Origin of the sequence: Mycobacterium sp. 852002-10029_SCH5224772 (genome assembly GCF_001667315.1) — a bacterium.
In the GTDB taxonomy this organism is placed as follows: Bacteria; Actinomycetota; Actinomycetes; order Mycobacteriales; family Mycobacteriaceae; genus Mycobacterium.
On the sequence record NZ_LZHT01000118.1, the window covers coordinates 17,057 to 38,220 of the forward strand.

A 21,164-nucleotide genomic window follows, 5' to 3' on the forward strand; every position below is an offset into this window, starting at 1 on the left:
GGGCGGCCACCGGTTGTACGGCGTGGCGCGGCAGCTGTTTTTCGTGATCCCGCCCGAGCGCATCCACACGCTGGTTTTCGCCATCCTGCGCGGCGTCACGAGGCTCGCCTGGACGCGGCGGGTGTTGCGCCGGCTGCTTGCCCCGACCGACCCGGCGCTGGCCAGCACCGTGTTCGGGGTGCGCTTCCCGGGCCCGCTCGGGCTGGCGGCCGGCTTCGACAAGGACGGTCTGGGCGTGCTCACCTGGGGCGCGCTGGGTTTCGGGTATGCCGAGATCGGGACCGTCACCGCCCACCCGCAGCCCGGCAACCCGGCTCCCCGCATGTTCCGGCTGCCCCCCGACCGGGCCCTGCTGAACCGGATGGGCTTCAACAATCTCGGTGCCGGCGCGCTGGCGATGCGGCTCGCGCGACAGCGGCCGGAGGTGCCGATCGGGGTCAACATCGGCAAGACGAAGACAACGCCGGCCGATCAGGCCGTCGACGACTACCGGGCGAGCGCCCGGCTGGTCGCCCCCCTGGCGTCCTACCTGGTGGTCAACGTCAGCTCGCCTAACACCCCGGGCCTGCGTGATCTACAGGCGGTCGAGTCGCTGCGGCCCATCCTGGCGGCCGTCCTCGCCGAGACGACCAAACCGGTGCTGGTGAAGATCGCGCCGGACCTCTCCGACTCCGACGTGGACGACATCGCGGACCTGGCGGTCGAACTCGGCCTGGCCGGGATCGTGGCCACCAACACCACGGTGTCGCGCGACGGCCTGAAAACCCCGGGGGTCGAGGCGCTGGGCGCCGGCGGCATCTCCGGGCCGCCGGTGGCACGCCGCGCTGTCGAGGTGCTGCGCCGGCTCTACAGCCGGGTCGGCGACCGGCTGGTACTGATCAGCGTCGGCGGCATCGAGAATGCCGACGACGCCTGGGAGCGGATCACCGCGGGCGCCTCGCTGCTGCAGGGCTACACCGGCTTCATCTACGGAGGTGGCTTGTGGGCCAAGCAGATTCACGACGGCGTCGCGCGTCGGCTGCACGACGGCGAATTCGCCTCGCTCAGTGATGCGGTCGGCTCGACGGCTCACTGAGCCCCCGCGGGAGTGCAGTGGGCGACGCGTTCACGCGGAAAATGCGTCGGCAGTTGCACTTTCGCGGCTGGGGCGAAGGGCCCTCCCCTACTTCTGTTCGTAGGTGGCGTGGATGACCGCCCGCGCGATGGCGTGCTGGAACAGGTTGAACCCGAGGAAGGCGGGGCTGGCGTCCTCGGGGAGATCCAGCTTGTCGGTGTCCACGGCGTGCACGGCGATGTAGTAGCGATGCGGACCGTGACCGGCCGGCGGCGCGGCGCCCAGGTAGCGGCGCAGCCCGGCGTCGTTGACCAGCGTCAGCGCGTCACCGGGTAGATTGCTGCCGTCGCCGGCTCCCTCGGCAAGCTCGGTGACGTCGGCCGGCAGGTTGGCCACCGCCCAGTGCCAGAACCCGGAGGCCGTCGGCGCGTCGGGGTCATAGACGGTGACGGCGAAGCTGCGGGTCCCGTCCGGGAATCCCGACCAGCTCAGCTGGGGGCTGACGTCTTCGCCACCGGCGCCCATGATCCCGCTGACCTGGGGCTTGGCCAGGGGCTGACCGTCGGTGACCGATTGCGAGGTCAACGTGAACGTCGGCAGCTTGGGCAGCGATGCGTACGGGTCGGGAGCAGTGCTCATGACGGTCCTCTCGGGTGATCGGCTTGCGGTCCTCATTAGCAGTGGGTCAGGAAGTGGGTCAGCACGTCGGTGCCGAACCGCAACGCGTCGATGGGTACCCGCTCATCGACGCCATGGAACAGCGCGGTGAAATCCAGATCCGGCGGCAACCGCAGCGGGCTGAAACCGAAGCAGCGAATACCCAAGCGCGCGAAGGATTTCGCGTCGGTACCACCGGAGAGCATATACGGCACGGTGCGGGCGCCCGGGTCGAGCGCCAGCAGGGCGTCGTTCATCGCGTCGACCAGGTCACCGTCGAAGCTGGTCTCATACGACGAGAAGTCCTTGATCCACTCGCGGGTCACGTCCGGTCCGATCAGCTCGTCGATCTCGGCCTCGAACGCCTCCTTGCGGCCGGGAAGGATCCGGCAGTCCACCACCGCCTCCGCGATCGCGGGGACGACGTTGGCCTTGTATCCGGCCTTGAGCATGGTGGGGTTCGCGGTGTCGTGCAGCACCGCCTTGAGCATGCGGGCCATCGGGCCCAGCTTCTCGACCGCTCCCCGCAGGTCACCCGAGTCGGTGTCGAAGGTGAGACCGGTCTCCTCGCTGACGGCCGCGAGGAACTGCGCGACGGTGTCGGTCAGCACCAGCGGAAACTGGTGCCGGCCCAGGCGGGCGACGGCCTCGGCGACGGCGGTGACGGCGTTCTGGTCGTGCACCATCGATCCGTGGCCGGCCGGGCCGCGGGCGGTCAGCCTCATCCACGACAGCCCCTTTTCGGCCGTCTCGATCAGGTAGAGCCGACGTTCGCCTCCGTCGCGGCGCGGCACGGTCAGCGAGAAACCACCCACCTCGCCGATCGCCTCGGTGACGCCGTCGAACAGATCCGGCCGGTTGTCGACCAGCCACTGCGCGCCGTAGGTCCCGCCGTGCTCTTCGTCGGCGATGAATCCGAAGACCAGGTCGCGCGGGGGCACGATGCCGTCCCGCTTCAACTGCCGGGCCACCACGATCATCATGCCGACCATGTCCTTCATGTCGATCGCCCCGCGGCCCCAGACAAAGCCGTCTTTGACCGCGCCGGAGAACGGGTGCACGCTCCATTCGGTCGGCTCGGCCGGCACCACGTCGAGATGCCCATGGATCAGCAGCGCGCCCCGCGAGCGGTCGGCGCCCGGCAGGCGGACGAAGACGTTGCCGCGGCCCGGGGCGCCGGACTCGAGATACTGCGGCGCGTAGCCGACCTCGGCGAGTTGCTCGGCGACCCACTGCGCGCAGTCGGCCTCACCCTTCGTGGTCTCCGGATCGCCGGTGTTGGTGGTGTCGAACCGGATCAGCTTGCTGACCACCTCGACCACATCGTCGCTCCGGTTGGCCGCCCCGCTCTGAATGGTCACAACCCCCTTTCCTACCATTGCCAGGGCCGGACGGCTCGACGCCGAGCACCGAGACGTCCCGAGGAACTGGATTGGGTTCGCGGCGGGCAATCCGATAGCCTTAGCTGCCAACCCATGCTGGTTTGGTCTTGTCCGAGTGGCGGAATGGCAGACGCGCTAGCTTGAGGTGCTAGTGCCCTACTAATGGGCGTGGGGGTTCAAGTCCCCCCTCGGACACGCGACTGAGGCGAGCGAAGTGGATGCTCGCATTCACTTCCGAGCCGATGGAGCGTGTTGAGCGGCGAAGCCGCGATCACACCCACACTGCGGCGGTGTTGAGCGGCGATCGCTCCATTAGACCCGACATCGCCCGCTACGTCCAATCCCCTTGCCGCGCAACCGTATTGCGCCTGCGCCGGCCATCAGACCGAGCGCGGGCCTCCGTGAATGGGCTTTCACACGTAGGCTGGTGGGCGGACCAATGAACCGACCGAACGGCTTTCTCCGTCGAACGGCGACACGCAATTTCCGTGACCGCCGCGAGGCTGGTCGCGCGGTGGCCGCGGAGTTGATGTCCTACCGCGGCCGCGACGACGTGCTGGTGTTCGGGCTGGCCCGCGGCGGAGTGCCGGTGGCCTGGGAGATCGCCGCCGCCGTAGGTGCTCCGCTGGATGTGTTCCTGGTGCGCAAGCTCGGGGTGCCGGACTGGTCGGAGCTGGCGATGGGCGCGCTGGCCAGCGGTGGCGGGCTGGTGATGAACGACGACGTCGTCGCCAGCTTGCGCATCACCGATGAGCAGGTGCGTGAGGTGATCGACAGCGAGACGTCCGAACTGCTCCGGCGCGAGCACGCGTACCGCGGCGACCGCCCGATCGCCGACCTGCGCGACCGGGTGGTGATCCTGGCCGACGACGGGATCGCCACCGGCGCCAGCATGCTGGCCGCCGTGCGCGCGGTGCGGGCCGCGGGCCCGAAATCAATCACCGTCGCGGTCCCGGTGGGACCGGAGTCGACCTGCCGCGACCTCGCGCTCGAGGCCGATGACGTGGTGTGCGTGACGATGCCGCCCGGCTTCGAAGCGGTCGGCCAGGTCTACGACGACTTTCATCAGGTCAGTGACGACGAGGTGCGCGACCTACTCGCCACGCCGACCGCCTGAGCGCGCCGAGGTTACTTGGCGGGCTTGTCGCTGCGGCCGTCGGCCGCGACGCTGGACTCCGACGGCTCGGTCGCTTCGGAGGCGGCCTCCGGCTCGCCCTCCGCGGGGACTTCCTCGGGGTAGTCGACGTAGTCTTCCTCGTCGGGCTGGGCGTCGCCCGCATCCTGGTCTTCGTCACCACCGGCCTCGCGCTGCTGGCGCTCCCGCAAGGCGTCGAGGATCAACAACACCACACCCACCACGCTGGCGACGATGCACACCCAGGCGACCAGCTCGTTGCTCGTGACGACCGCGAACACCAAGGCGACAAGCCCGATCAGGGCCAATACCAGCGCAATGACGAGCATCGGGCATCCTCCAGGCGACGAGCGGGACTGCGGTGTTCAAGACCTAGTGTGCCAACCCCGAAGCTCGGCGAGCGTCCGGCACCACTGAAAGGCTAGTTGTTACCCCGGTTGAATTGTTCGAACCCGCCCGCGTCCGCACTGGAGTCCACAGGGGCCGCCGATCCGCGCTGGCCGAGTTCCTCCAACTGAGACTCCAGATACGTCTTGAGCCGGGTGCGGTATTCGCGCTCGAAGGTGCGGAGCTGCTCGAGGCGGCCTTCCAGGACCGTGCGCTGCTGGTTGATGGTGCCCATGATCTCGGAATGCTTGCGTTCGGCGTCGGCCTGCAGGGCGTCGGCCTTTTCCTGGGCCTGGCGCAACTGGGTCTCCGACCGGGTCTGCGCGTCCGCCAACATCGCGTCGGCGCGCTGCCGGGCCTCGGTGACCGTGGTCTCGGCGGTGCTGCGGGCCTCGCTGAGGATCTGGTCGGCGTTGGCGCGGGCGTCGGACAGCATCTTCTCCGACTCGGCCTGCGCGGTGCTGGTCAGCCGGTCGGCGGTGTCTTGGGCCAGGCTGAGCACCCGGGCGGCCTTCATGGCCTGTTCCTCGTTGTTGACCGCCGCGGCCGGGGCGGCCGCCGCCTTGACGGGCTCCGGCTCGGGCTCGCGGACAGGAATGGCCTGGGTGGGCGCGGCGGCAGCGGCCGGGGCGGCAGCCCCGCCACCAGAGGCCAGTTCCTGGTCCAACTCTTCAATCCGCTGGCGCAGATCGCTGTTCTCTTCGATGAGTCGCGTCAGCTCGGCTTCCACCAGATCGAGGAAGGCATCCACCTCGTCTTCGTTGTAGCCCCGCTTGCCGATCGGTGGCTTACTGAACGCCACATTGTGGACGTCGGCTGGTGTAAGCGGCATTGTTTCGTCCCCTCAAGTTCCTGTCTAACGTTCTGGAAAGTGTAGAACGCAGTGGTAGCCGTAGTGCAACTGCCGTCCATCCTGTCACACCAGGCGCGACGGTTGCTGATTAGCCCAATAAATAAGAACCAATTTCAAACACTGAGCCCAATAAAATCCGAACCCTGAGAAATTTTAAATCGCGCGAACCAAACCGACGCTAAAACGTGTCCGAACCGACTCCTGGCCCGGAACGGGCTCACGCCGCGGGGGGCGGGATCGGCTCAGGCCGCGGCGCCGAACGCCAGCTGCATCCCGATGAACGCCACCAGCAACAGCACCATGATCGACAGGTCGAAGCGGACCGCTCCGATGGTGAGTTGGGGGATCAGCCGGCGGAGCAGCTTCACCGGCGGGTCGGTGATCGACATGATGATCTCCAGCACCACCACGGTGATGCCGGTGGGATGCCAGTCCCGGCTGAAGGACCGAATGAACTCGACGACGACCCGAGCGATGAGCAGCAGCCAGAAGATGAACAGCGCAAACCCAAGGATCTGAAAGAACAACACCAACTGAAGTGCCCCGACCTTACCGATGAGATGCCACGCGATGCCAAGCGCCGCGGACGTGCGCGGCGCCTGCCAGCCTACCGACTCCGGGTTACGGGCCCCACGTCACGTGGTCCCGGGGATCGCTCACCCGTTCGAGGGTGCGATCGCCTCCCACGGACAAGCCGTCGCCGAGCGGGGTCGGTTGCGTCTATTGGTAAGCGTAGAAACCGGTTTCGGCGATCCGGCGGCGCTCCTCCGGGGACACGTCCACGTCGGCGGGTGACAGCAGGAAGACCTTGGTCGCCACCTTGTCGAAGGAGCCGCGCAGCGCAAAGGCGAGGCCGGCCGCGAAGTCGACGAGCCGCTTGGCGTCGGCGTTGTCCATCGACACCAGGTCCATGATGACCGGGGTGCCATCGCGGAAACGCTCGCCGATGGTGCGGGCCTCGCTGTAGTCCTTGGGCCGCAACGTGGTGATCTTCGACAGCGGGTGGCCCTCTTCGAACATCATCGCCATCCGGCGCGGGTCCATCGCCAGCGCGCCGCGGGTGGAATTGCGCAACCACGACCCGAAACGGGGCCCGCCCCTCTCGGCCCGGTCGAACTCGCGGGGGTGAACGGGGCTGTAGCGCGCCTCCTCGGCGTAGCCGGCGCGGTAGCCGCCGGGCGGCGGGTAGTCGGCGGGCTCGCGGCGCGGGTCGTCATAGTCGTCGCCGTCGTAGCGGCCGTATCCTCCCTGGAAAGCTTCGTCAAATCGCGGGCGCGGGAAACCGCGTGACGGCGCGCGGTCGTCGTAATACTCGTCTTCGTAGTCGTCCATTGGGGCCATACCGAAATAGGCCTTGACTTTGTGCAGTGTGCTCATTGCGTTGACCCTTCTAGCCCCTGGGATTCCTGGTGTTAGTGATAAAGCTGTTACTGCAGTGACTACTTACGGTGACGGTAACGGTCTACGACCCAATAGCGCGGTACCGACACGCACACATGTCGAACCGTGTTTGACCGCAATTTCGAAGTCGTCGGACATGCCCGCGGACAGGCCGACCGCGTTCCGATGCGATTCGAGCACCCGCCGGTGTTCCGATTGAAGCCGGTCAAAGGCTTCGTCGGGATCCGAGTTCAGCGGCGGGATTGCCATCAATCCGGCCAGATCCAGGTTGGTCGACTCCGCGACCTGAGCGCACATCTGGTCGACGGCCCCCGGCCGGGAAATGTCCACGCCGCCGCGGGACTCGTCGCCGTCGAGGCTGACCTGGACATAGATTCGCATCGGGTCGGAGCGGTGCCCGTCGGCCAGCGCCGCCGCCACTCCCCGGTCGAGCGCGCTTACCAGGTGAGCGCTGTCGACCGAGTGGGCGGTGTGCGCCCAACAGGCCACCGACCGCGCCTTGTTCCGCTGGATATGACCCACCATGTGCCAGCGCGGGTTTCCCACGTTCGTCCGCGCAGATGCCGCCAGCAACCGAGTGACTTCGGCTGCCTTTGCCGTCGCTTCCTGGTCCCGCGATTCGCCGACGGCCCGACAACCCAATCGGGACAAAGTCACAACATCGGTTGCTGGGAAGAATTTGGTAATCGGTAAAACTTCGATTTCCCCGACATTGCGGCCCGCCGCTTCTGCCGCCGCGGCAAGGCGTGAGCGCACCGCCGCCAAGGCGTGGGTCAATTCCGATTCGCGGTCGCTTCCGCTTTCTGGGGCTGATGCTCCTAGCGCCATAGCGGTCACTCCATCCAGACCATCGAGGCCAGCCGGCCGGTGGGCGCATCCCGGCGATGACTGAACAACGTCGGGTCGGCCACCGTGCACCGAGGATCGATATCGATTGCGGTGACTCCCAAATCCTTTAGCTGGCAAGCGATTCCGGCCCGCAGATCGAGCCCGGGGGTCCCCGCCGCGGTGGTGGTGCGACTGCCCGGCAGCGCCGCCTCGACCTCGTCGGCCATCGCCGCCGGCACTTCGTAGTTGTCGCCGCTGACCGCGGGGCCCAGCAGGGCCGAAATGTCGCCGGGCCGCGCACCCAGCTCGAGCATCGCCTCCACCGTGCGCGCCACCACACCGCGCTGGGCCCCGACCCGGCCGGCGTGTACCGCGGCGGCCACACCGGCGTGCGCGTCGGCCATCAACACCGGAACACAGTCGGCGGTCACCACCGCCAGCGCCAGTCGCGCCGTGCGGGTCACCAGGGCGTCGGTGTCTTCCACCGCGCTGTCGCGTGCCCCGTCGACCACCTCGACCCGATCACCGTGGACCTGGTTCATCCACACCACCCGGCCGGCGCGCAAGCCGACGGCGGCGGCCAGCCGGGCCCGGTTCTCGGCGACCGCGGCCGGGTCATCACCGACGTGATCTCCGAGATTGAAGGTGTCGAAGGGTGGCTTCGAGACACCACCGGCACGGGTGGTGGTCACCCGCCGGATGCGCACACTCACCTGACCAGTATCTCCGAAGGTGTTGCCCGCCAGGCCGCATCGACGTACGGCCGCGGCCGGTTTGTCGCGCAGTGGCAAGCAAATTGAGACCTCAGCGGCGCATGAACGGCGGCACATCGACGTCATCGTCATCGCCGCCGATATTCAAGGTCGAACCGTTGGTGTGCACCGGCACGCTGACCGCGTCGACCGGCTCGAACAACGTCGAGGTGAGCTTGCCGGCCTTCGCCGACTCGATGCGGTGCGCGCCGACTTTCTCGTCCTTGTCGGCGCTGCCGCCGATGACCGGTTTGCGACCGGGACCGGTGGCGTCGAAGCCCGCCGCGATGACGGTGACACGCACCTCGTCGCCCAGCGAGTCGTCGATCACGGTGCCGAAGATGATGTTGGCGTCTTGATGCGCGGCGTCCTGCACCAGCGAGGCCGCCTCGTTGATCTCGAACAGGCCCAGGTCGCTCCCGCCGGCGATCGACATCAGGACGCCCTGCGCACCCTCCATCGACTGTTCCAGCAGCGGCGAGTTGATCGCGATCTCGGCGGCCTTGAGCGCTCGACCCTCGCCACGGGCCGAGCCGATGCCCATCAGCGCGGTACCGGCGCCGGACATGATGCCTTTGACGTCGGCGAAGTCGACGTTGATCAGCCCCGGGGTGGTGATCAGGTCGGTGATGCCCTGCACACCGTTGAGCAGCACCTCGTCGGCGCTGCGGAACGCATCCATCAGCGATACCGCGGCGTCCCCCATCTGCAGCAGCCGGTCGTTGGGGATCACGATGAGGGTGTCGCAGCTTTCCCGCAGCGAATTGATGCCGGTTTCGGCCTGCGTGCCGCGGCGCTTGCCCTCGAACGAGAACGGCCGGGTGACCACGCCGACGGTCAACGCCCCCAGCTTGCGGGCGATGCTGGCGACGACAGGTGCCCCGCCGGTGCCGGTCCCGCCGCCCTCACCGGCGGTGACGAACACCATGTCCGCCCCGCGCAGCAGCTCCTCGATCTCGTCCTTGGCGTCCTCGGCGGCCCTGCGTCCGACCTCCGGGTCGGCACCGGCGCCCAGGCCGCGGGTGGAGTCTCGCCCGACGTCGAGTTTGACGTCGGCATCGCTCATCAACAGCGCCTGCGCGTCGGTGTTGATCGCGATGAACTCGACGCCTTTGAGGCCCTGTTCGATCATTCGGTTGACGGCGTTGACGCCGCCGCCACCGATACCTACGACCTTGATCACGGCCAGGTAGTTGTGCGGGGGGGTCATCATTCGTCTTCCTCCCTGATGGGCTCGGCTCTCCCGGTGGTGGGCTCCTCCGGACGTTGGCGGTCCTCCCTGGCAAACCCTCAACCTCAACCATAGAGTTAGAGTTATGTCAAGTAGTTCCGCGCAACCAGAACGGTATGGGCATGGCGCGCGCTAACCCCGCAGGCGCGCCGACACGCGGCGCGCAAATTTTTCCGTCTCGCCAGCGTGCGGCTGGCCGCACGCTCGGCGCCGAATGGGCGGCTGGCCTCACATTCGGGCGGGAAGCTACTTGACCGTCGGCAGGTCGGGGCTCGACACGTCGTAGGTCTTGCCGGGCTGGGTCAATAGCGCGGACAACTTCTCGGCCTTCTCATCGGTGCGGTCGGTGGTCCCCCAGATCACCACCCGGCCGTCGCCGAGCGTCAGGGTGATCGACGCCACCGAGGGCGCCGCGATCCGGCCGACCTGGTCCTGGACCTCGGGCCGCAGCGCCGTCAGCACCTGAAGGGCGGCCTTGGTGGCCGGGTCGTTCGGCCCCGGATCGGCGACATCGAGGTAAGGCAGCGCCGGTGGTGGCGGCCCGGTCGCGAAGTCCACGCCGTCCCGGTCGAAAAGGTGCGGCCCGTCGGGAAAGTCCTTGACCGCCACCGGGACTCGCTCGACGATGGTGATCCGCAGCGCGGACGGGTACTGGCGCTGCACGCGCGCGCTGGCGACGCGTCGGATCGCCGCCACCCGGTCGGCGACCTGGCTGGTGTTGATTTGCAGCAGCGGCGTTCCGAGCCGCACCTGGGCCACGTCCAGGACCTCTTCGCGGGTCACCACGCCGGTGCCGACGACGACGATGTTGCGGGCCGACATCGCTGGCGTGAAATAGAGGACCAATGCCAGCCCGACGCCGACGATCACCAGCAGGATGGTCACCAACAGCATCTTGAGCCCTCGAACAACGCCGCGCGCAACGGGTTTGGACTCGCTGGCCGGCAGTCCGGTGGCCCTGCGCTTGGCTTCACGGCGCGCCTCTTCGATGGCGGTGGCGCGGGCCTGGGCGGCGCGGCGTTCGGCGCGTTCCCGGCGGGCCCGCCGGCGCGGCCCCTCGACCTCCGCCGGATCGGCGCTTTGAGCGGTTTCCGTCTCGTCGGCGCCCGCACCCGTGAACAGCGGTTCGGTGACGGCGTCGTCGGGGACCGGGGTGTCGGGTTGGTCGCCGACACCCGGGTTGCCCGGCTCCTCGGCGGGCCGCTCCGCAGCCCGCGTCGTCGCCGGGCGGTCGGCCGGGGTGGCCCCGGGCGGCTCGGGGTTCTGGGTCATCGCAGCGCTCCCGGTGCGCCGCGGTTGGCCCGCACCCGCAGCGCCGTGACGATCTCGGGTCCCAGCAACGTCACGTCCCCGGCCCCCATGGTGACGATGACATCGCCGGGCCCGGCGACCGCGGCCACCTGCTCGGCGGCGGCGGAGAAGTTCGGGAGGTAGCGCACCGGAACGCTGACGTGCTCGGCGACGCTGGCGCCGCTGACACCGGCCAGCGGTTGTTCGCGCGCGCCGTAGACGTCGAGCACGAACACCTCGTCCGCGCCGTCCAGCGCGTGCCCGAACTCCTCGGCGAAAGCTTTTGTCCGCGAATATAAATGGGGCTGGAACACCGCGATGCTGCGGCCGTCACCGCTCTGTTCGAGCAGGGTTCGCACCGCCCCCAGCGTGGCGACGATCTCGGTGGGGTGATGGGCATAGTCGTCGAACACTCGCACCGGCTGCCCGTTACCCGCGGTGCCGACCAGCTCGAATCGGCGGCGCACCCCCTCGAAGCCGGCCAGCCCGTCCAGCACCGCGTCGGCCGGGGCGCCGATCTCGACGGCCGCCAGCAGCGCGCCCATCGCGTTGAGCGCCATGTGACGGCCGGGCACCGATAACCGCATCACCCGCGGGCGTTGTTCGGGGTCCAGGCCGGGAGCGAGCTGGATCTGGGCGACCGCTTCGGTGCCCTGCTGCTGCCACGACAACAAGGCGGCGGCCAGGGGTTCACCCGAGTGCGAGGTCGCTGAGCCGGATCCGTAGCGCAAGACTCGAATGCCCAGTGCGGCCGTGCGCCGTGCCAGCGCCGCCGCCCCCGGGTCATCGACGCACACCACCAGCGCGCCGCCGGGGGCAAGCCGCTCCACGAAGGCGTCGAACACGTCGACGTAGGCCTTGGCGCTGCCGTAGAAGTCCAGGTGGTCGGTCTCGATGTTGGTGACCACCGCGACGTTCGGCGTGTATTCGAGCAGCGACCCGTCGCTTTCGTCGGCCTCGGCGACGAAGCAATCGCCGCTGCCGTGGTGGGCGTTGGTGCCGGCCTCCCCCATCTCCCCGCCGACCGCGAACGACGGGTCGCGCCCGCAGTGCTGCAGCGCGACGATCAGCATCGATGTCGTCGTCGTCTTGCCGTGCGTGCCGGTGACCATCAGCGTGGTGCGCCCGTCCATCAGCTTGGCCAGCACGGCCGGCCGCAGGATCACCGGAATGCCGCGCCGCCGGGCCTCGACGAGCTCGGGGTTGGTTTTGGGGATGGCGGCGTGGGTGGTGATGACGGCGGTGGCGCCGCCGGGCAGCAGATCCAGCGAGGACGCGTCGTGCCCGATGTTGATCTGCGCGCCCCGGGCCCGCAGCGCATGGATGCCGCGCGACTCCTTGGCATCCGAGCCGGAGACCAGCCCGCCGCGGTCGAGCAGGATGCGGGCGATGCCCGACATGCCGGCGCCCCCGATGCCGACCATGTGCACCCGCTGCAGCTCAGGCGGCAGCTGGTGGGTGTTCACCGGGTTCCCCCGGTCCCCCGGCCGCTCGAGCGGCCGAGCTGCGCCTTCCTGGCGATGTCCAGCGCCGCCTGGGCCACCTGGCGTGCCGCATCGGGATGCCCCACCTGCGCGGCGGCCGTCGTCATCGCCGCCAGCCGCGGCGGGTCGCCCACCAGGTCCGCCACTTCCCGGGCGACCAGCTCGGGCGTCAGGTCGGCGTCGGCGACCACCATGCCACCGCCGGCATTGACCACCGGCAACGCGTTGAGCCGCTGCTCGCCGTTGCCGATCGGCAGGGGCACGTAGATCGCCGGCAAACCCACCGCCGAGACCTCGGCGACCGTCATCGCCCCCGACCGGCAGATCACCAGGTCGGCGGCGGCATAGGCCAGATCCATCCGGTCGAGGTAGGGCACCGCGACGTACGGCGGATCGCCCGGCTGGGGTTCACGCAGGTCGAGCGTGTTCTTGGGGCCGTGCGCGTGCAGCACGGCCACGCCCGCCTCGGCCAGACCGGCGGCCGCCCCGGAAACGGCCCGGTTCAGCGAGGCCGCGCCCTGTGAGCCGCCGAACACCAGCAGCACCCGGGCGTCGTCGGCGAAACCGAAGTGTCGGCGCGCTTCGGCGCGCAGCGCCGCGCGGTCCAGTGCGGTGATGGCCTCGCGCACCGGCACCCCCACGACCTGGGCGCCCGGCAGGCCGCAATCGGGGACCGCGGAGAGCACCCGTTCGGCGCTGCGGGCGCCTACCCGGTTGGCCAGCCCGGCGCTGGCGTTGGCTTCGTGGATCACCACCGGAACCCGGCGCTGCCGTGGGTACCCGCCGGGGAGGCCGCGGGCGGCGAGGTAGGCCGGCAGCGCCACGTACCCGCCGAAGCCGATCACCACATCGGCGTCGACCGCCCTCAGCACGGCGCGGGTTTCCCGGACCGCTCGCCACACCCGCGAGGGTAGGCGGGCCAGGTCGCCGCTGGGCTTACGCGGCAGTGGCACCGGGGTGATCAGCTCGAGGTCATACCCGCGCGCGGGCACCAGCCTGGTTTCCAGCCCCCGCGCCGTGCCCAGCGCGGTGATCCGGACCCGCGGGTCAAGCGCACTCAGCGCGTCGGCGACGGCCATTGCCGGCTCGACGTGGCCGGCCGTTCCCCCGCCGGCCAGCACGACCGATAACGGCTTAAAAGCCGACAACGCGGCACCGGCGGGCAGAGGGTCTGCCCCCCGCCCGCCGGTCGGCTTGTTGACCGTGTCGTTCACCCGTAACGCTGACCTTCCAATGCGCGTGTGCGCCGTTGCTGACGCCGGCCGGCGGCCTGATTGGCTCCAAGGGTCGCATAGCGCTGGCCAGATCCATGATGCCTCGCCCGTGAGCGGGCGTTACCCGCAGACTGGCGAGCCGGCCGGCCGGCCGCTCGCGGCGGCGCCGGTCGCAGCGGTGCCTCGCCGTTGCGGGCCGCCTTGCGCCCGGGCGATCCGGCGCCCTTGCGGGGCGTGGCTTCCGGCTGCGGGCGAGACCGGCGGCCGCGGAACGCCTCCAGCCGCGTGGGCGAATACGGCTCGGGCAGCGGCAGCCGCAGCAGCCGGTTCACCTTGTCGTCACGGCCGGCGCGCAGCGCGGCCACCGCCTCGGGTTCGTGCCGGGCCGCGTTGGCCATGATTCCGATCATGAAAAGCGTTGCCGCGGTGGATGTTCCACCGGCGGAGATGAGCGGTAGCTGAATGCCCGTCACCGGCAGGATCCCGATCACGTAACCGATGTTGATGAACGCCTGGCCCAGCACCCACATCGTCGTGGTGGCCGTCAGCAGCCGTAGGAACGGGTCGGCCGACCGGCGGGCGATCCGCATCCCGGTGTAGGCGAACAGCCCGAACAGGACCAGCAGACCGAACGCGCCGATGAAACCGAGTTCCTCACCGATGATCGCGAAGATGAAGTCGTTGTGCGCGTTGGGCAGGTAGTTCCATTTGGCGGTGCCTTGGCCCAGGCCGTCGCCGAAGATGCCGCCGTGAGCCAATGCGAATTTCGCCTGCCGGGCCTGGTAGCCCGTGTCCTGCGGGTCGTTCTCGGGGTTGATCCAGGATCGCACCCGCTCGGACCGGTAGCCGGCCGACATCGCCAAGACCGCGCCGGCCATGAACACCGCCAGCAGCGAGGTGCCGAAGACGCGCAGCGGCAGGCCGGCGTACCAGAGCAGGGCGAGCAGGATGATGCCCATCGACACCGTCTGCCCGAGGTCGGGCTGCGCAACGATCAGCGCCAGCGCGATGATCGCCGCCGGCACCAGCGGGATCAGCAGTTCGCGCAGGCTGGCCCGCTCCAGGCGGCGGGCCGCGAGCATGTGCGCACCCCAGATGGCGAAGGCGATTTTGGCCAGCTCGGAAGGCTGCATGGAAAGGCCCGCGACCACGAACCACTTACGGGAGCCGTTGGCCAGGTTGCCGATGCCGGGAACGAGCACCAAGACCAGCAAGATGACCGTGACGACGTAACCGGTGAAGGCGACGCGGCGGATGAACCGCACCGACATCCGCAACGAGGTGTAGCAGGCGACGAGCCCGATGACCGTCCACAGGACCTGCTTGCCGAAGATGATCCAGGCCGACCCGTCGGCGCCATAGGACCGCACGCCCGACGCCGAGAGCACCATGATCAGGCCGAGCGTCGTCAGCAAGGCGGCGATGGCGATGAGCAGATGAAACGACGTCATGGGACGGCCGAGCCAGGCGCCGAACCGGTTGTGCGAACCGCCGTCGTTGCCGGCGGCCGTTTCCTTTTGCGCCTTAGGGGCCTTCGGGGCTTTGGGGGGCTTGCCGTTCTTGCCGGTGTCGTGCGAGGACGTCCCGGCAACAGCGGCCGCGTCGGTGTCCTCGGTCGACGAGTCGGCGTCGTCCGCGGGCCCCTGCTCGGTCGCGGCGATTCCGCCGGTCGCCTTACCCCGGCCCAGGAGCCGGGTCAGTGCGTTACCCACGCCCGCCCTACCGGATCGCCGCGCGCACGGCGGCCGCGAACGCGTCGCCGCGGTCGGCGTAACCGGCGAACTGGTCGAACGATGCGCCCGCCGGTGCCAGCAGGACCGTGTCACCGGGTGTGGCCAGGCCACGAGCCGCGGTCACCGCCGCGCGCATGACCGCAGCGCCGAGATCCCCGGCCAAATGTTTCACTTCTGTCACATCTGCACCAAAAACCACAGCAGTCGCATCCATACCAGCATCCTCGCCTGTCACAACGTGGAGGACGGGGACATCCGGCGCGTGTCGCGATAACGCCTCTGCAACCACTTGCCGATCGCGACCGATGAGCACCGCCCCGACCAGCCGGGACGCGATCCTGGCGACCTCCGCGTCGACCGACGCCCCCTTCAGCAGACCGCCGGCGATCCAGATGACCCGGGGGTAGGCCAGCACGGACGCCTCGGCGGCGTGGGGATTGGTGGCCTTGGAGTCGTCGACGTAGCTGATGCCGTCGGCGACGGCCACGACCTCGGCCCGGTGCCGGCCCACCCGGAAAGTCCCGATCGCCGACGCGATCGCCTCGGCCGGCACCCCGACGCTGCGGGCCAGCGCCGCGGCGGCCAGGGCGTCGAGCACGCCGACGGGACCGGGCACCGGTATCGATTCGACGGGCAGCAACGCCAGGTCGTCGGCAAAGGCGCGGTCGACCAGGTGGCCGTCGCGCACGCCGAGCTCCCCCGGGCCCGGCTCGCCCAACCGAAAGCCGACGCGCACCGGGGCCCGCGCGGTGGCCAGCAGCGCCGCGGCCCGGCCATCATCCAGCCCGACCACCGCCACCCGGCCGTCGAGCACCCGGGCCTTCGCCGCGGCGTAGTCGGCCATCGTGCCGTGCCAGTCCAGGTGGTCCTCGGCGATGTTGAGCACCGCGCCGCCCTCGGGCCGCAGCGAAGGCGCCCAATGCAACTGGAAGCTGGACAGCTCGACGGCCAGCAACTCGGCGGGCTCGTCCAGCACGTCGAGCACCGGGCTGCCGATGTTGCCGCACAACAGGCTTGGGCGCCCCGCGGCGCTCAGCATGGCGTGCAGCATCGACGTCGTCGTGGTCTTGCCGTTCGTCCCCGTCACCACCAGCCAGCGGCGCGGCGGTCCGTAGTGACCCGCGGCGTCCAGCCGCCAGGCCAGCTCCACATCACCCCAGACGGGCACGCCCGCGGCCGACGCGGCGACGAGCAGCGGCGCGGCCGGTGAGAAGCCCGGGCTGGTGACCACCAGGGCGTAGCGGGAAATCTGCTCGGTGGCCGCCGCCCTCGGCGCGGTCGCCACCCCCGCATCGGCAAAGCCGCGCAGGGTCGCCGCGTCGTCGTCGCACAGCGTCGGCACCGCGCCGAATCGGATCAGGGCCGCCAGCACCGCCTTGCCCGTCACCCCGCCGCCGGCCACCAGCACCGGCGCGCCCGGCACGAGGGGATCAAGACCGCTCATCACGCACCGATCGCGCCCAGCCATTCACCGTAGAAAAGGGCCACGCCCAACCCGCAGGCGATCGCGGTGAGCAGCCAGAAGCGGATGATGACCGTGGTCTCGGCCCAGCCGGCCAACTCGAAGTGGTGGTGGAAGGGCGCCATCCGGAAGACCCGGCGCCCGGTGGTACGAAAAGTCAAGATTTGCAACACAACCGAGCCGACCTCGGCGACGAACAGCGAACCCAGCACCACGGCGAGGATCTCGGTGCGGCTGGTGACCGAGAGGCCCGCGATGATGCCGCCCAACGCCAGCGATCCGGTGTCGCCCATGAAGATCTTGGCGGGCGCGGCGTTCCACCACAGAAAGCCGATGCAGGCCCCGGCGGTGGCGGCGGCGACGATCGCCAAATCCAGCGGATCGCGCACGTTGTAGCAGCCCAGCCCGGGTGCGGTGACACACGCGTTGCGGTACTGCCAGAACGTGATCAGCACGTATGCCGCCGTGACCATCGCCATGCTGCCGGCGGCGAGCCCGTCCAGTCCGTCGGTGAAGTTGACCGCGTTGGACCACGCGCTGACGACGACCACGCAGAACAGCACGAACAGCGCCGGGGCCAGGGCGACGGTGGCGATCTCCCGCACGTAGGACAGGTCCGCGCTGGCCGGTGTCAGCCCGTTGGCGTTGCGGAACTGCAGCACCAGCACACCGAACAGCACCGCGGCGGTGACCTGCCCGACCGCCTTGGCGGTCTTGTTCAGCCCGAGATTGCGCGACCGGCGGATCTTGATCACGTCGTCGAGAAAGCCGACGCCGCCGAGCACGGTGGCCAGGCTCAGCACCAGCAGCCCCGACGCGGAGACGCCCTCGCCGTCGAAGGCCAGCCCGGCCAGGTGGGTCCCCAGATAACCGGCCCAAATGCCGGCCAGGATCGCCACGCCGCCCATCGACGGCGTGCCACGTTTGGCGTGGTGGGTCGGCGGGCCGTCGTCGCGGGTGTGGTGGCCGAATCCCTGCCGGGTGAACAACCGGATCAGCGCCGGGGTCAACAGGATCGACACGGTCAGCGCGACGGCGACGGCGACGAGGATCTGCCTCATGGGCGGGTCCCGCCGTTTTCCGCGACTGCTGAGTGTTCTGCGGCCAGGGCGTCGGCCAGCGCGCCCAGGCCGGCCGCGTTCGACGCCTTGACCAGGACGACGTCGCCGGGTTGCACCTCGGCCCGCAGCAACGCCAGGGCGGCGTCGCTGTCTGCCACGTTGACGGCCCCCTTATCGGCGGAACCCCACGAACCCTCCATGACCGCTCCGTGGTGCATGGCGCTCATCGACCTCCCACTTCCCACGACAACGAGTCGAGACACATCTAAGCGCACGGCCAGCCGGCCGATGCGATCATGCTCGGCGATCGCGTCCTCGCCGAGTTCGGCCATCTCGCCGAGCACCGCCCAACTCCTGCGTTTTGCAGCGGGGTGCCCGCTGCCCGATTCGCCCCCGCCGTGGGCAATCCAGGCCAGGGCCTGCAGCCCGGCCCGCATCGAATCGGGGTTGGCGTTGTAGGCGTCGTCGATCACGGTGACGCCGTCGGAGCGGGTGGTGACGTGCATCCGGTGTCGCGACACTGGGCCGGCCCCGGCGAGTGCCGCCCCCACCTGTTCGACGTCGGCGCCGCATTCCAGCGCGACCGCGGCGGCGCACAGCGCGTTGGCGACCTGGTGATCGCCGTAGACACCGAGGCGCACCTGTGCCTGCCTGGCCCCGGAGGCGTCGCGGTAATGCAGCGTGAAGCACGGCCTGGCCAACTCGTCGAGCGCCACCGGCCCTGCCCACAGCTGGCTGGGGCCCGTCTCGGCGCGGCTGACCCGCACCACCCGGGCCGCGGTCACCTCCGCCATCGCCGCCACCGCCGGGTCGTCGACGTTGAGGATCACCACCCCGGAGGCCGGAACAGATTGCGGCAGTTCGGATTTCGTTTGCGCAATGGCTTCGCGCGAGCCGAACTCGCCCAGGTGCGCGGTGCCGACGTTGAGGACCACCCCGATCGCCGGCGGGGCGATGTCGGCGAGCGCGGCGATGTTGCCGGGGTGGCGCGCCGACATCTCGAGGACCAGGTAATCGGTGTCGGGTGTCGCACGCAGCACCGTCCACGGATGTCCCAGCTCGTTGTTGAACGACCCGGGCGGGGCGACCACCTCTCCCAGCGGTTCCAGCACGGCGGCCACCAGGTCCTTGGTCGAGGTCTTGCCGGACGATCCGGTGATCCCGACGATGGTCAGCCCCGCCGAAACCAGTTCGGCGGCCACCGCCTTGGCCAGTTTGGCCAGCGCCGCCAGCACCGCCGCGCCAGAGCCGTCCGGGTCGTGCTCGAGCACCCCGGCCCGCGATCCGGCCGCCCGATCGGGGGCGACGACGACGGCGGGGACACCGACGGGCCGGGCGGCCAGCACCGCGACCGCACCGGCGGCGACCGCCGAGGCCGCGTGGTCGTGGCCGTCCGAGCGCGCGCCCGGGAGCGCCAGGAAAAGCCCGCCGGGTCCGACGGCGCGTGAGTCGAATTCCACCGTCCCGGTGACGTGGCGTTGCGCGGCGTCCTCCGGCGAGATGCCGGACAGGGTGCCGCCGACGATGTCGGCGATCTGCGCGACGGTCAGGTCGATCATCGCCGGACCCCGTCGAGGTCGCGCAGCGCCTGGGCCAGCTCCACCCGGTCGTCGAAGGGACGGGTGTGCCCGCCGGCCCGCTGGCCGGTCTCGTGGCCCTTGCCGGCGATCAGCACCACGTCACCCGGGCCCGCCCAGGCGACCGCGTGCCTGATCGCGGCGCGCCGGTCGGCGATCTCGACAATGTCTGCCGCACAACCGCTTTCGGCTGCGCCGGCCAGGATCTCGCGGCGGATCGCCGCCGGGTCCTCGCCGCGCGGATTGTCGTCGGTGACGACCACCAGGTCGGCCAGCTCGGCCGCGGTCGCGCCCATCGGCGCCCGTTTGCCCGGGTCGCGTTCGCCGCCGGCGCCGAACACCACCGCCAGCCGGCGTTCCGGACGGGCCAGGGTGGTCAGCACGGCGCGCAACGCGCCCGGTTTGTGGGCGTAGTCGACCAGCGCCAGGAAATCCTGTCCGGCGTCGATTTCCTCCATGCGCCCCGGCACGCGCGCCTGCAACAGTCCCGCCGATGCCTGGCCCACAGACACCCCCACCGCGTCCAGAACAGCCAGTGCCACAAGGCAATTGGCGATGTTGTAGTGGCCAGGCAGCCGAACGCCGAGCTGATGCCGCGCGCCGGCGGGATCGATGACGGTGAACCGTTGTCCCCCGGCGCCCATCGGGGCCACGTCAACTGCGCGCCAGTGCGCGGGGTGACCCTCGGCGCTGACGGTGATCGCGTCGCCGGCACGGGCCGCCATCGCGCGCCCGGCCTCGTCGTCGACGCAGACGACGGCGCGGCGGGCCCGCAGCGGCGAATTCGGCTCGAAGAGCAACGCCTTGGCCTCGAAGTAGTCGGCCATGGTCGGGTGAAAGTCGAGGTGGTCGCGGGACAGGTTGGTGAAACCACCGACCGCGAATTCGGTCCCGTCCACGCGGCCCAGTGCCAGCGCGTGGCTGGAGACCTCCATGACGACGGTGTCCACCCCCTGTTCGACCATCGCCGCCAGCATCGCCTGCAGGGTGGGGGCTTCCGGCGTGGTGAGCACGCTGGGAATGTCGGCGCCGTCGACGCGAATGCCGATGGTGCCGATCAGCCCGGCCGTGCGGCCCGCGGCGCGCAAAGCGGATTCGACCAGATACGTCGTGGTGGTCTTGCCGGACGTGCCGGTGATCCCCACGACCGGCACCCGCGCGGACGGGTTCCCGTACACCGTGGCGGCCAGCCCGCCCAGCACACCGCGGGGATCGGGGTGCACCAGCGTGGGCACGGCCTGGGTGAGGGCACCCATCTCGGTGACCCCGGCGGCATCGGTGAGCACCGCGATCGCCCCGCTGGCGATCGCCTGCGCGGCGTACCGGGCCCCGTGGGTGGTCGAACCGGGCAGCGCGGCGAACAGATCACCGGGCAGCACGTCCTGGGCGCGCAGCGTCACACCGGTCACCGCCACGTCGGGCACCGCTGCCCGCCGACCTGCATCGTCGGCTGGCACGGCCCCCGCCTGGGCGGCCAGCACGGGTAGGCGTGCGCCCGCGGCGGCGCTGGGGCGTAACCCGGTGGGCATCGACACCACTTCCGTCACACCTCCCTCCGGCACCGCATGATCCTCATGATCGGCCATGACACCCTACCGAGCCGCACCCGGCCGTGAGGGGATCCACGGGCCCGCGGCAGGTGGGCCGCCCGGCCGCGCCGCGG

18 protein-coding genes, 1 tRNA gene and 1 pseudogene are annotated in these 21,164 nt (G+C 70.0%); 3 read left to right on the forward strand and 17 right to left on the reverse strand.

Annotated features, from left to right (window positions below; genetic code table 11):
- Positions 1–22: 22 nt before the first annotated feature.
- On the forward strand, positions 23–1,075 hold the full coding sequence (locus A5775_RS21130; protein ID WP_369827899.1) for a quinone-dependent dihydroorotate dehydrogenase: 1,053 nt from the start codon (positions 23–25) through the stop codon (positions 1,073–1,075).
- Between the two features lie 87 nt (positions 1,076–1,162).
- Here A5775_RS21130 and A5775_RS21135 read toward each other — a convergent pair whose 3' ends face one another.
- Both A5775_RS21135 and A5775_RS21140 read right to left on the reverse strand, forming a co-directional pair.
- Entirely contained in the window at positions 1,163–1,693 is a 531-nt protein-coding gene (locus A5775_RS21135) for a YbhB/YbcL family Raf kinase inhibitor-like protein (RefSeq protein WP_008256205.1), read from the reverse strand.
- A 35-nt stretch (positions 1,694–1,728) separates the two neighbouring features.
- Entirely contained in the window at positions 1,729–3,090 is a 1,362-nt protein-coding gene (locus tag A5775_RS21140; RefSeq protein WP_369827898.1) for a M20/M25/M40 family metallo-hydrolase, read from the reverse strand.
- Between the two features lie 112 nt (positions 3,091–3,202).
- Here A5775_RS21140 and A5775_RS21145 point away from each other — a divergent pair.
- Positions 3,203–3,288 (forward strand) — tRNA-Leu (locus A5775_RS21145).
- Positions 3,289–3,529: 241 nt separating this feature from the next.
- Positions 3,530–4,210, forward strand: a pseudogene (locus A5775_RS21150) (phosphoribosyltransferase); the annotation flags it as partial.
- A gap of 11 nt (positions 4,211–4,221) precedes the next feature.
- Here A5775_RS21150 and A5775_RS21155 read toward each other — a convergent pair.
- From A5775_RS21155 to A5775_RS21225, 15 genes are all read right to left on the reverse strand, one after another.
- Positions 4,222–4,557 carry a hypothetical protein gene (locus A5775_RS21155; protein WP_067256718.1) on the reverse strand — a complete coding sequence of 112 codons (336 nt, stop codon included), beginning with the start codon at positions 4,555–4,557 and terminating at the stop codon, positions 4,222–4,224.
- Positions 4,558–4,649: 92 nt separating this feature from the next.
- Positions 4,650–5,447, reverse strand: a complete 798-nt coding sequence (locus A5775_RS21160; protein ID WP_067256720.1) for a DivIVA domain-containing protein — start codon at positions 5,445–5,447, stop codon at positions 4,650–4,652.
- 263 nt (positions 5,448–5,710) lie between these two features.
- Positions 5,711–6,001 (reverse strand): YggT family protein, encoded by a 291-nt coding sequence (locus A5775_RS21165; protein ID WP_003878110.1) that lies wholly within the window; start codon positions 5,999–6,001, stop codon positions 5,711–5,713.
- 187 nt (positions 6,002–6,188) lie between these two features.
- On the reverse strand, positions 6,189–6,845 hold the full coding sequence (locus A5775_RS21170; protein ID WP_067256722.1) for a cell division protein SepF: 657 nt from the start codon (positions 6,843–6,845) through the stop codon (positions 6,189–6,191).
- A gap of 66 nt (positions 6,846–6,911) precedes the next feature.
- Positions 6,912–7,697 carry a YggS family pyridoxal phosphate-dependent enzyme gene (locus A5775_RS21175; protein WP_067256724.1) on the reverse strand — a complete coding sequence of 262 codons (786 nt, stop codon included), beginning with the start codon at positions 7,695–7,697 and terminating at the stop codon, positions 6,912–6,914.
- A gap of 5 nt (positions 7,698–7,702) precedes the next feature.
- Positions 7,703–8,410 carry a peptidoglycan editing factor PgeF gene (gene pgeF, locus A5775_RS21180; RefSeq protein ID WP_067256727.1) on the reverse strand — a complete coding sequence of 236 codons (708 nt, stop codon included), beginning with the start codon at positions 8,408–8,410 and terminating at the stop codon, positions 7,703–7,705.
- Between the two features lie 91 nt (positions 8,411–8,501).
- On the reverse strand, positions 8,502–9,659 hold the full coding sequence (gene ftsZ / locus A5775_RS21185) for a cell division protein FtsZ (RefSeq protein ID WP_067256798.1): 1,158 nt from the start codon (positions 9,657–9,659) through the stop codon (positions 8,502–8,504).
- A gap of 267 nt (positions 9,660–9,926) precedes the next feature.
- Positions 9,927–10,952 (reverse strand): cell division protein FtsQ/DivIB, encoded by a 1,026-nt coding sequence (locus A5775_RS21190; protein ID WP_082953105.1) that lies wholly within the window; start codon positions 10,950–10,952, stop codon positions 9,927–9,929.
- Positions 10,949–12,436 (reverse strand): UDP-N-acetylmuramate--L-alanine ligase, encoded by a 1,488-nt coding sequence (gene murC / locus A5775_RS21195; RefSeq protein ID WP_067256729.1) that lies wholly within the window; start codon positions 12,434–12,436, stop codon positions 10,949–10,951. The genes A5775_RS21190 and murC overlap by 4 nt, the downstream gene beginning before the upstream one ends.
- Positions 12,433–13,668, reverse strand: a complete 1,236-nt coding sequence (gene murG / locus A5775_RS21200; protein ID WP_067256731.1) for an undecaprenyldiphospho-muramoylpentapeptide beta-N-acetylglucosaminyltransferase — start codon at positions 13,666–13,668, stop codon at positions 12,433–12,435. The genes murC and murG overlap by 4 nt, the downstream gene beginning before the upstream one ends.
- Entirely contained in the window at positions 13,665–15,329 is a 1,665-nt protein-coding gene (ftsW, locus tag A5775_RS21205; RefSeq protein ID WP_369827900.1) for a putative lipid II flippase FtsW, read from the reverse strand. The genes murG and ftsW overlap by 4 nt, the downstream gene beginning before the upstream one ends.
- Positions 15,330–15,387: 58 nt before the next feature.
- A complete protein-coding gene (gene murD, locus A5775_RS21210) occupies positions 15,388–16,845 on the reverse strand; it encodes a UDP-N-acetylmuramoyl-L-alanine--D-glutamate ligase (protein ID WP_067256735.1) in 1,458 nt (485 codons plus the stop codon).
- Positions 16,845–17,924, reverse strand: coding sequence for a phospho-N-acetylmuramoyl-pentapeptide-transferase (mraY, locus tag A5775_RS21215; RefSeq protein WP_067256737.1), 1,080 nt, complete (start codon positions 17,922–17,924; stop codon positions 16,845–16,847). Before mraY ends, murD begins: the two co-directional genes overlap by 1 nt.
- Positions 17,921–19,483 carry a UDP-N-acetylmuramoyl-tripeptide--D-alanyl-D-alanine ligase gene (gene murF, locus A5775_RS21220; protein WP_067256739.1) on the reverse strand — a complete coding sequence of 521 codons (1,563 nt, stop codon included), beginning with the start codon at positions 19,481–19,483 and terminating at the stop codon, positions 17,921–17,923. Before murF ends, mraY begins: the two co-directional genes overlap by 4 nt.
- Positions 19,480–21,087: a UDP-N-acetylmuramoyl-L-alanyl-D-glutamate--2,6-diaminopimelate ligase gene (locus A5775_RS21225; protein WP_067256741.1), complete on the reverse strand. Its 1,608-nt coding sequence runs from the start codon at positions 21,085–21,087 to the stop codon at positions 19,480–19,482. The genes murF and A5775_RS21225 overlap by 4 nt, the downstream gene beginning before the upstream one ends.
- Positions 21,088–21,164: the final 77 nt, after the last annotated feature.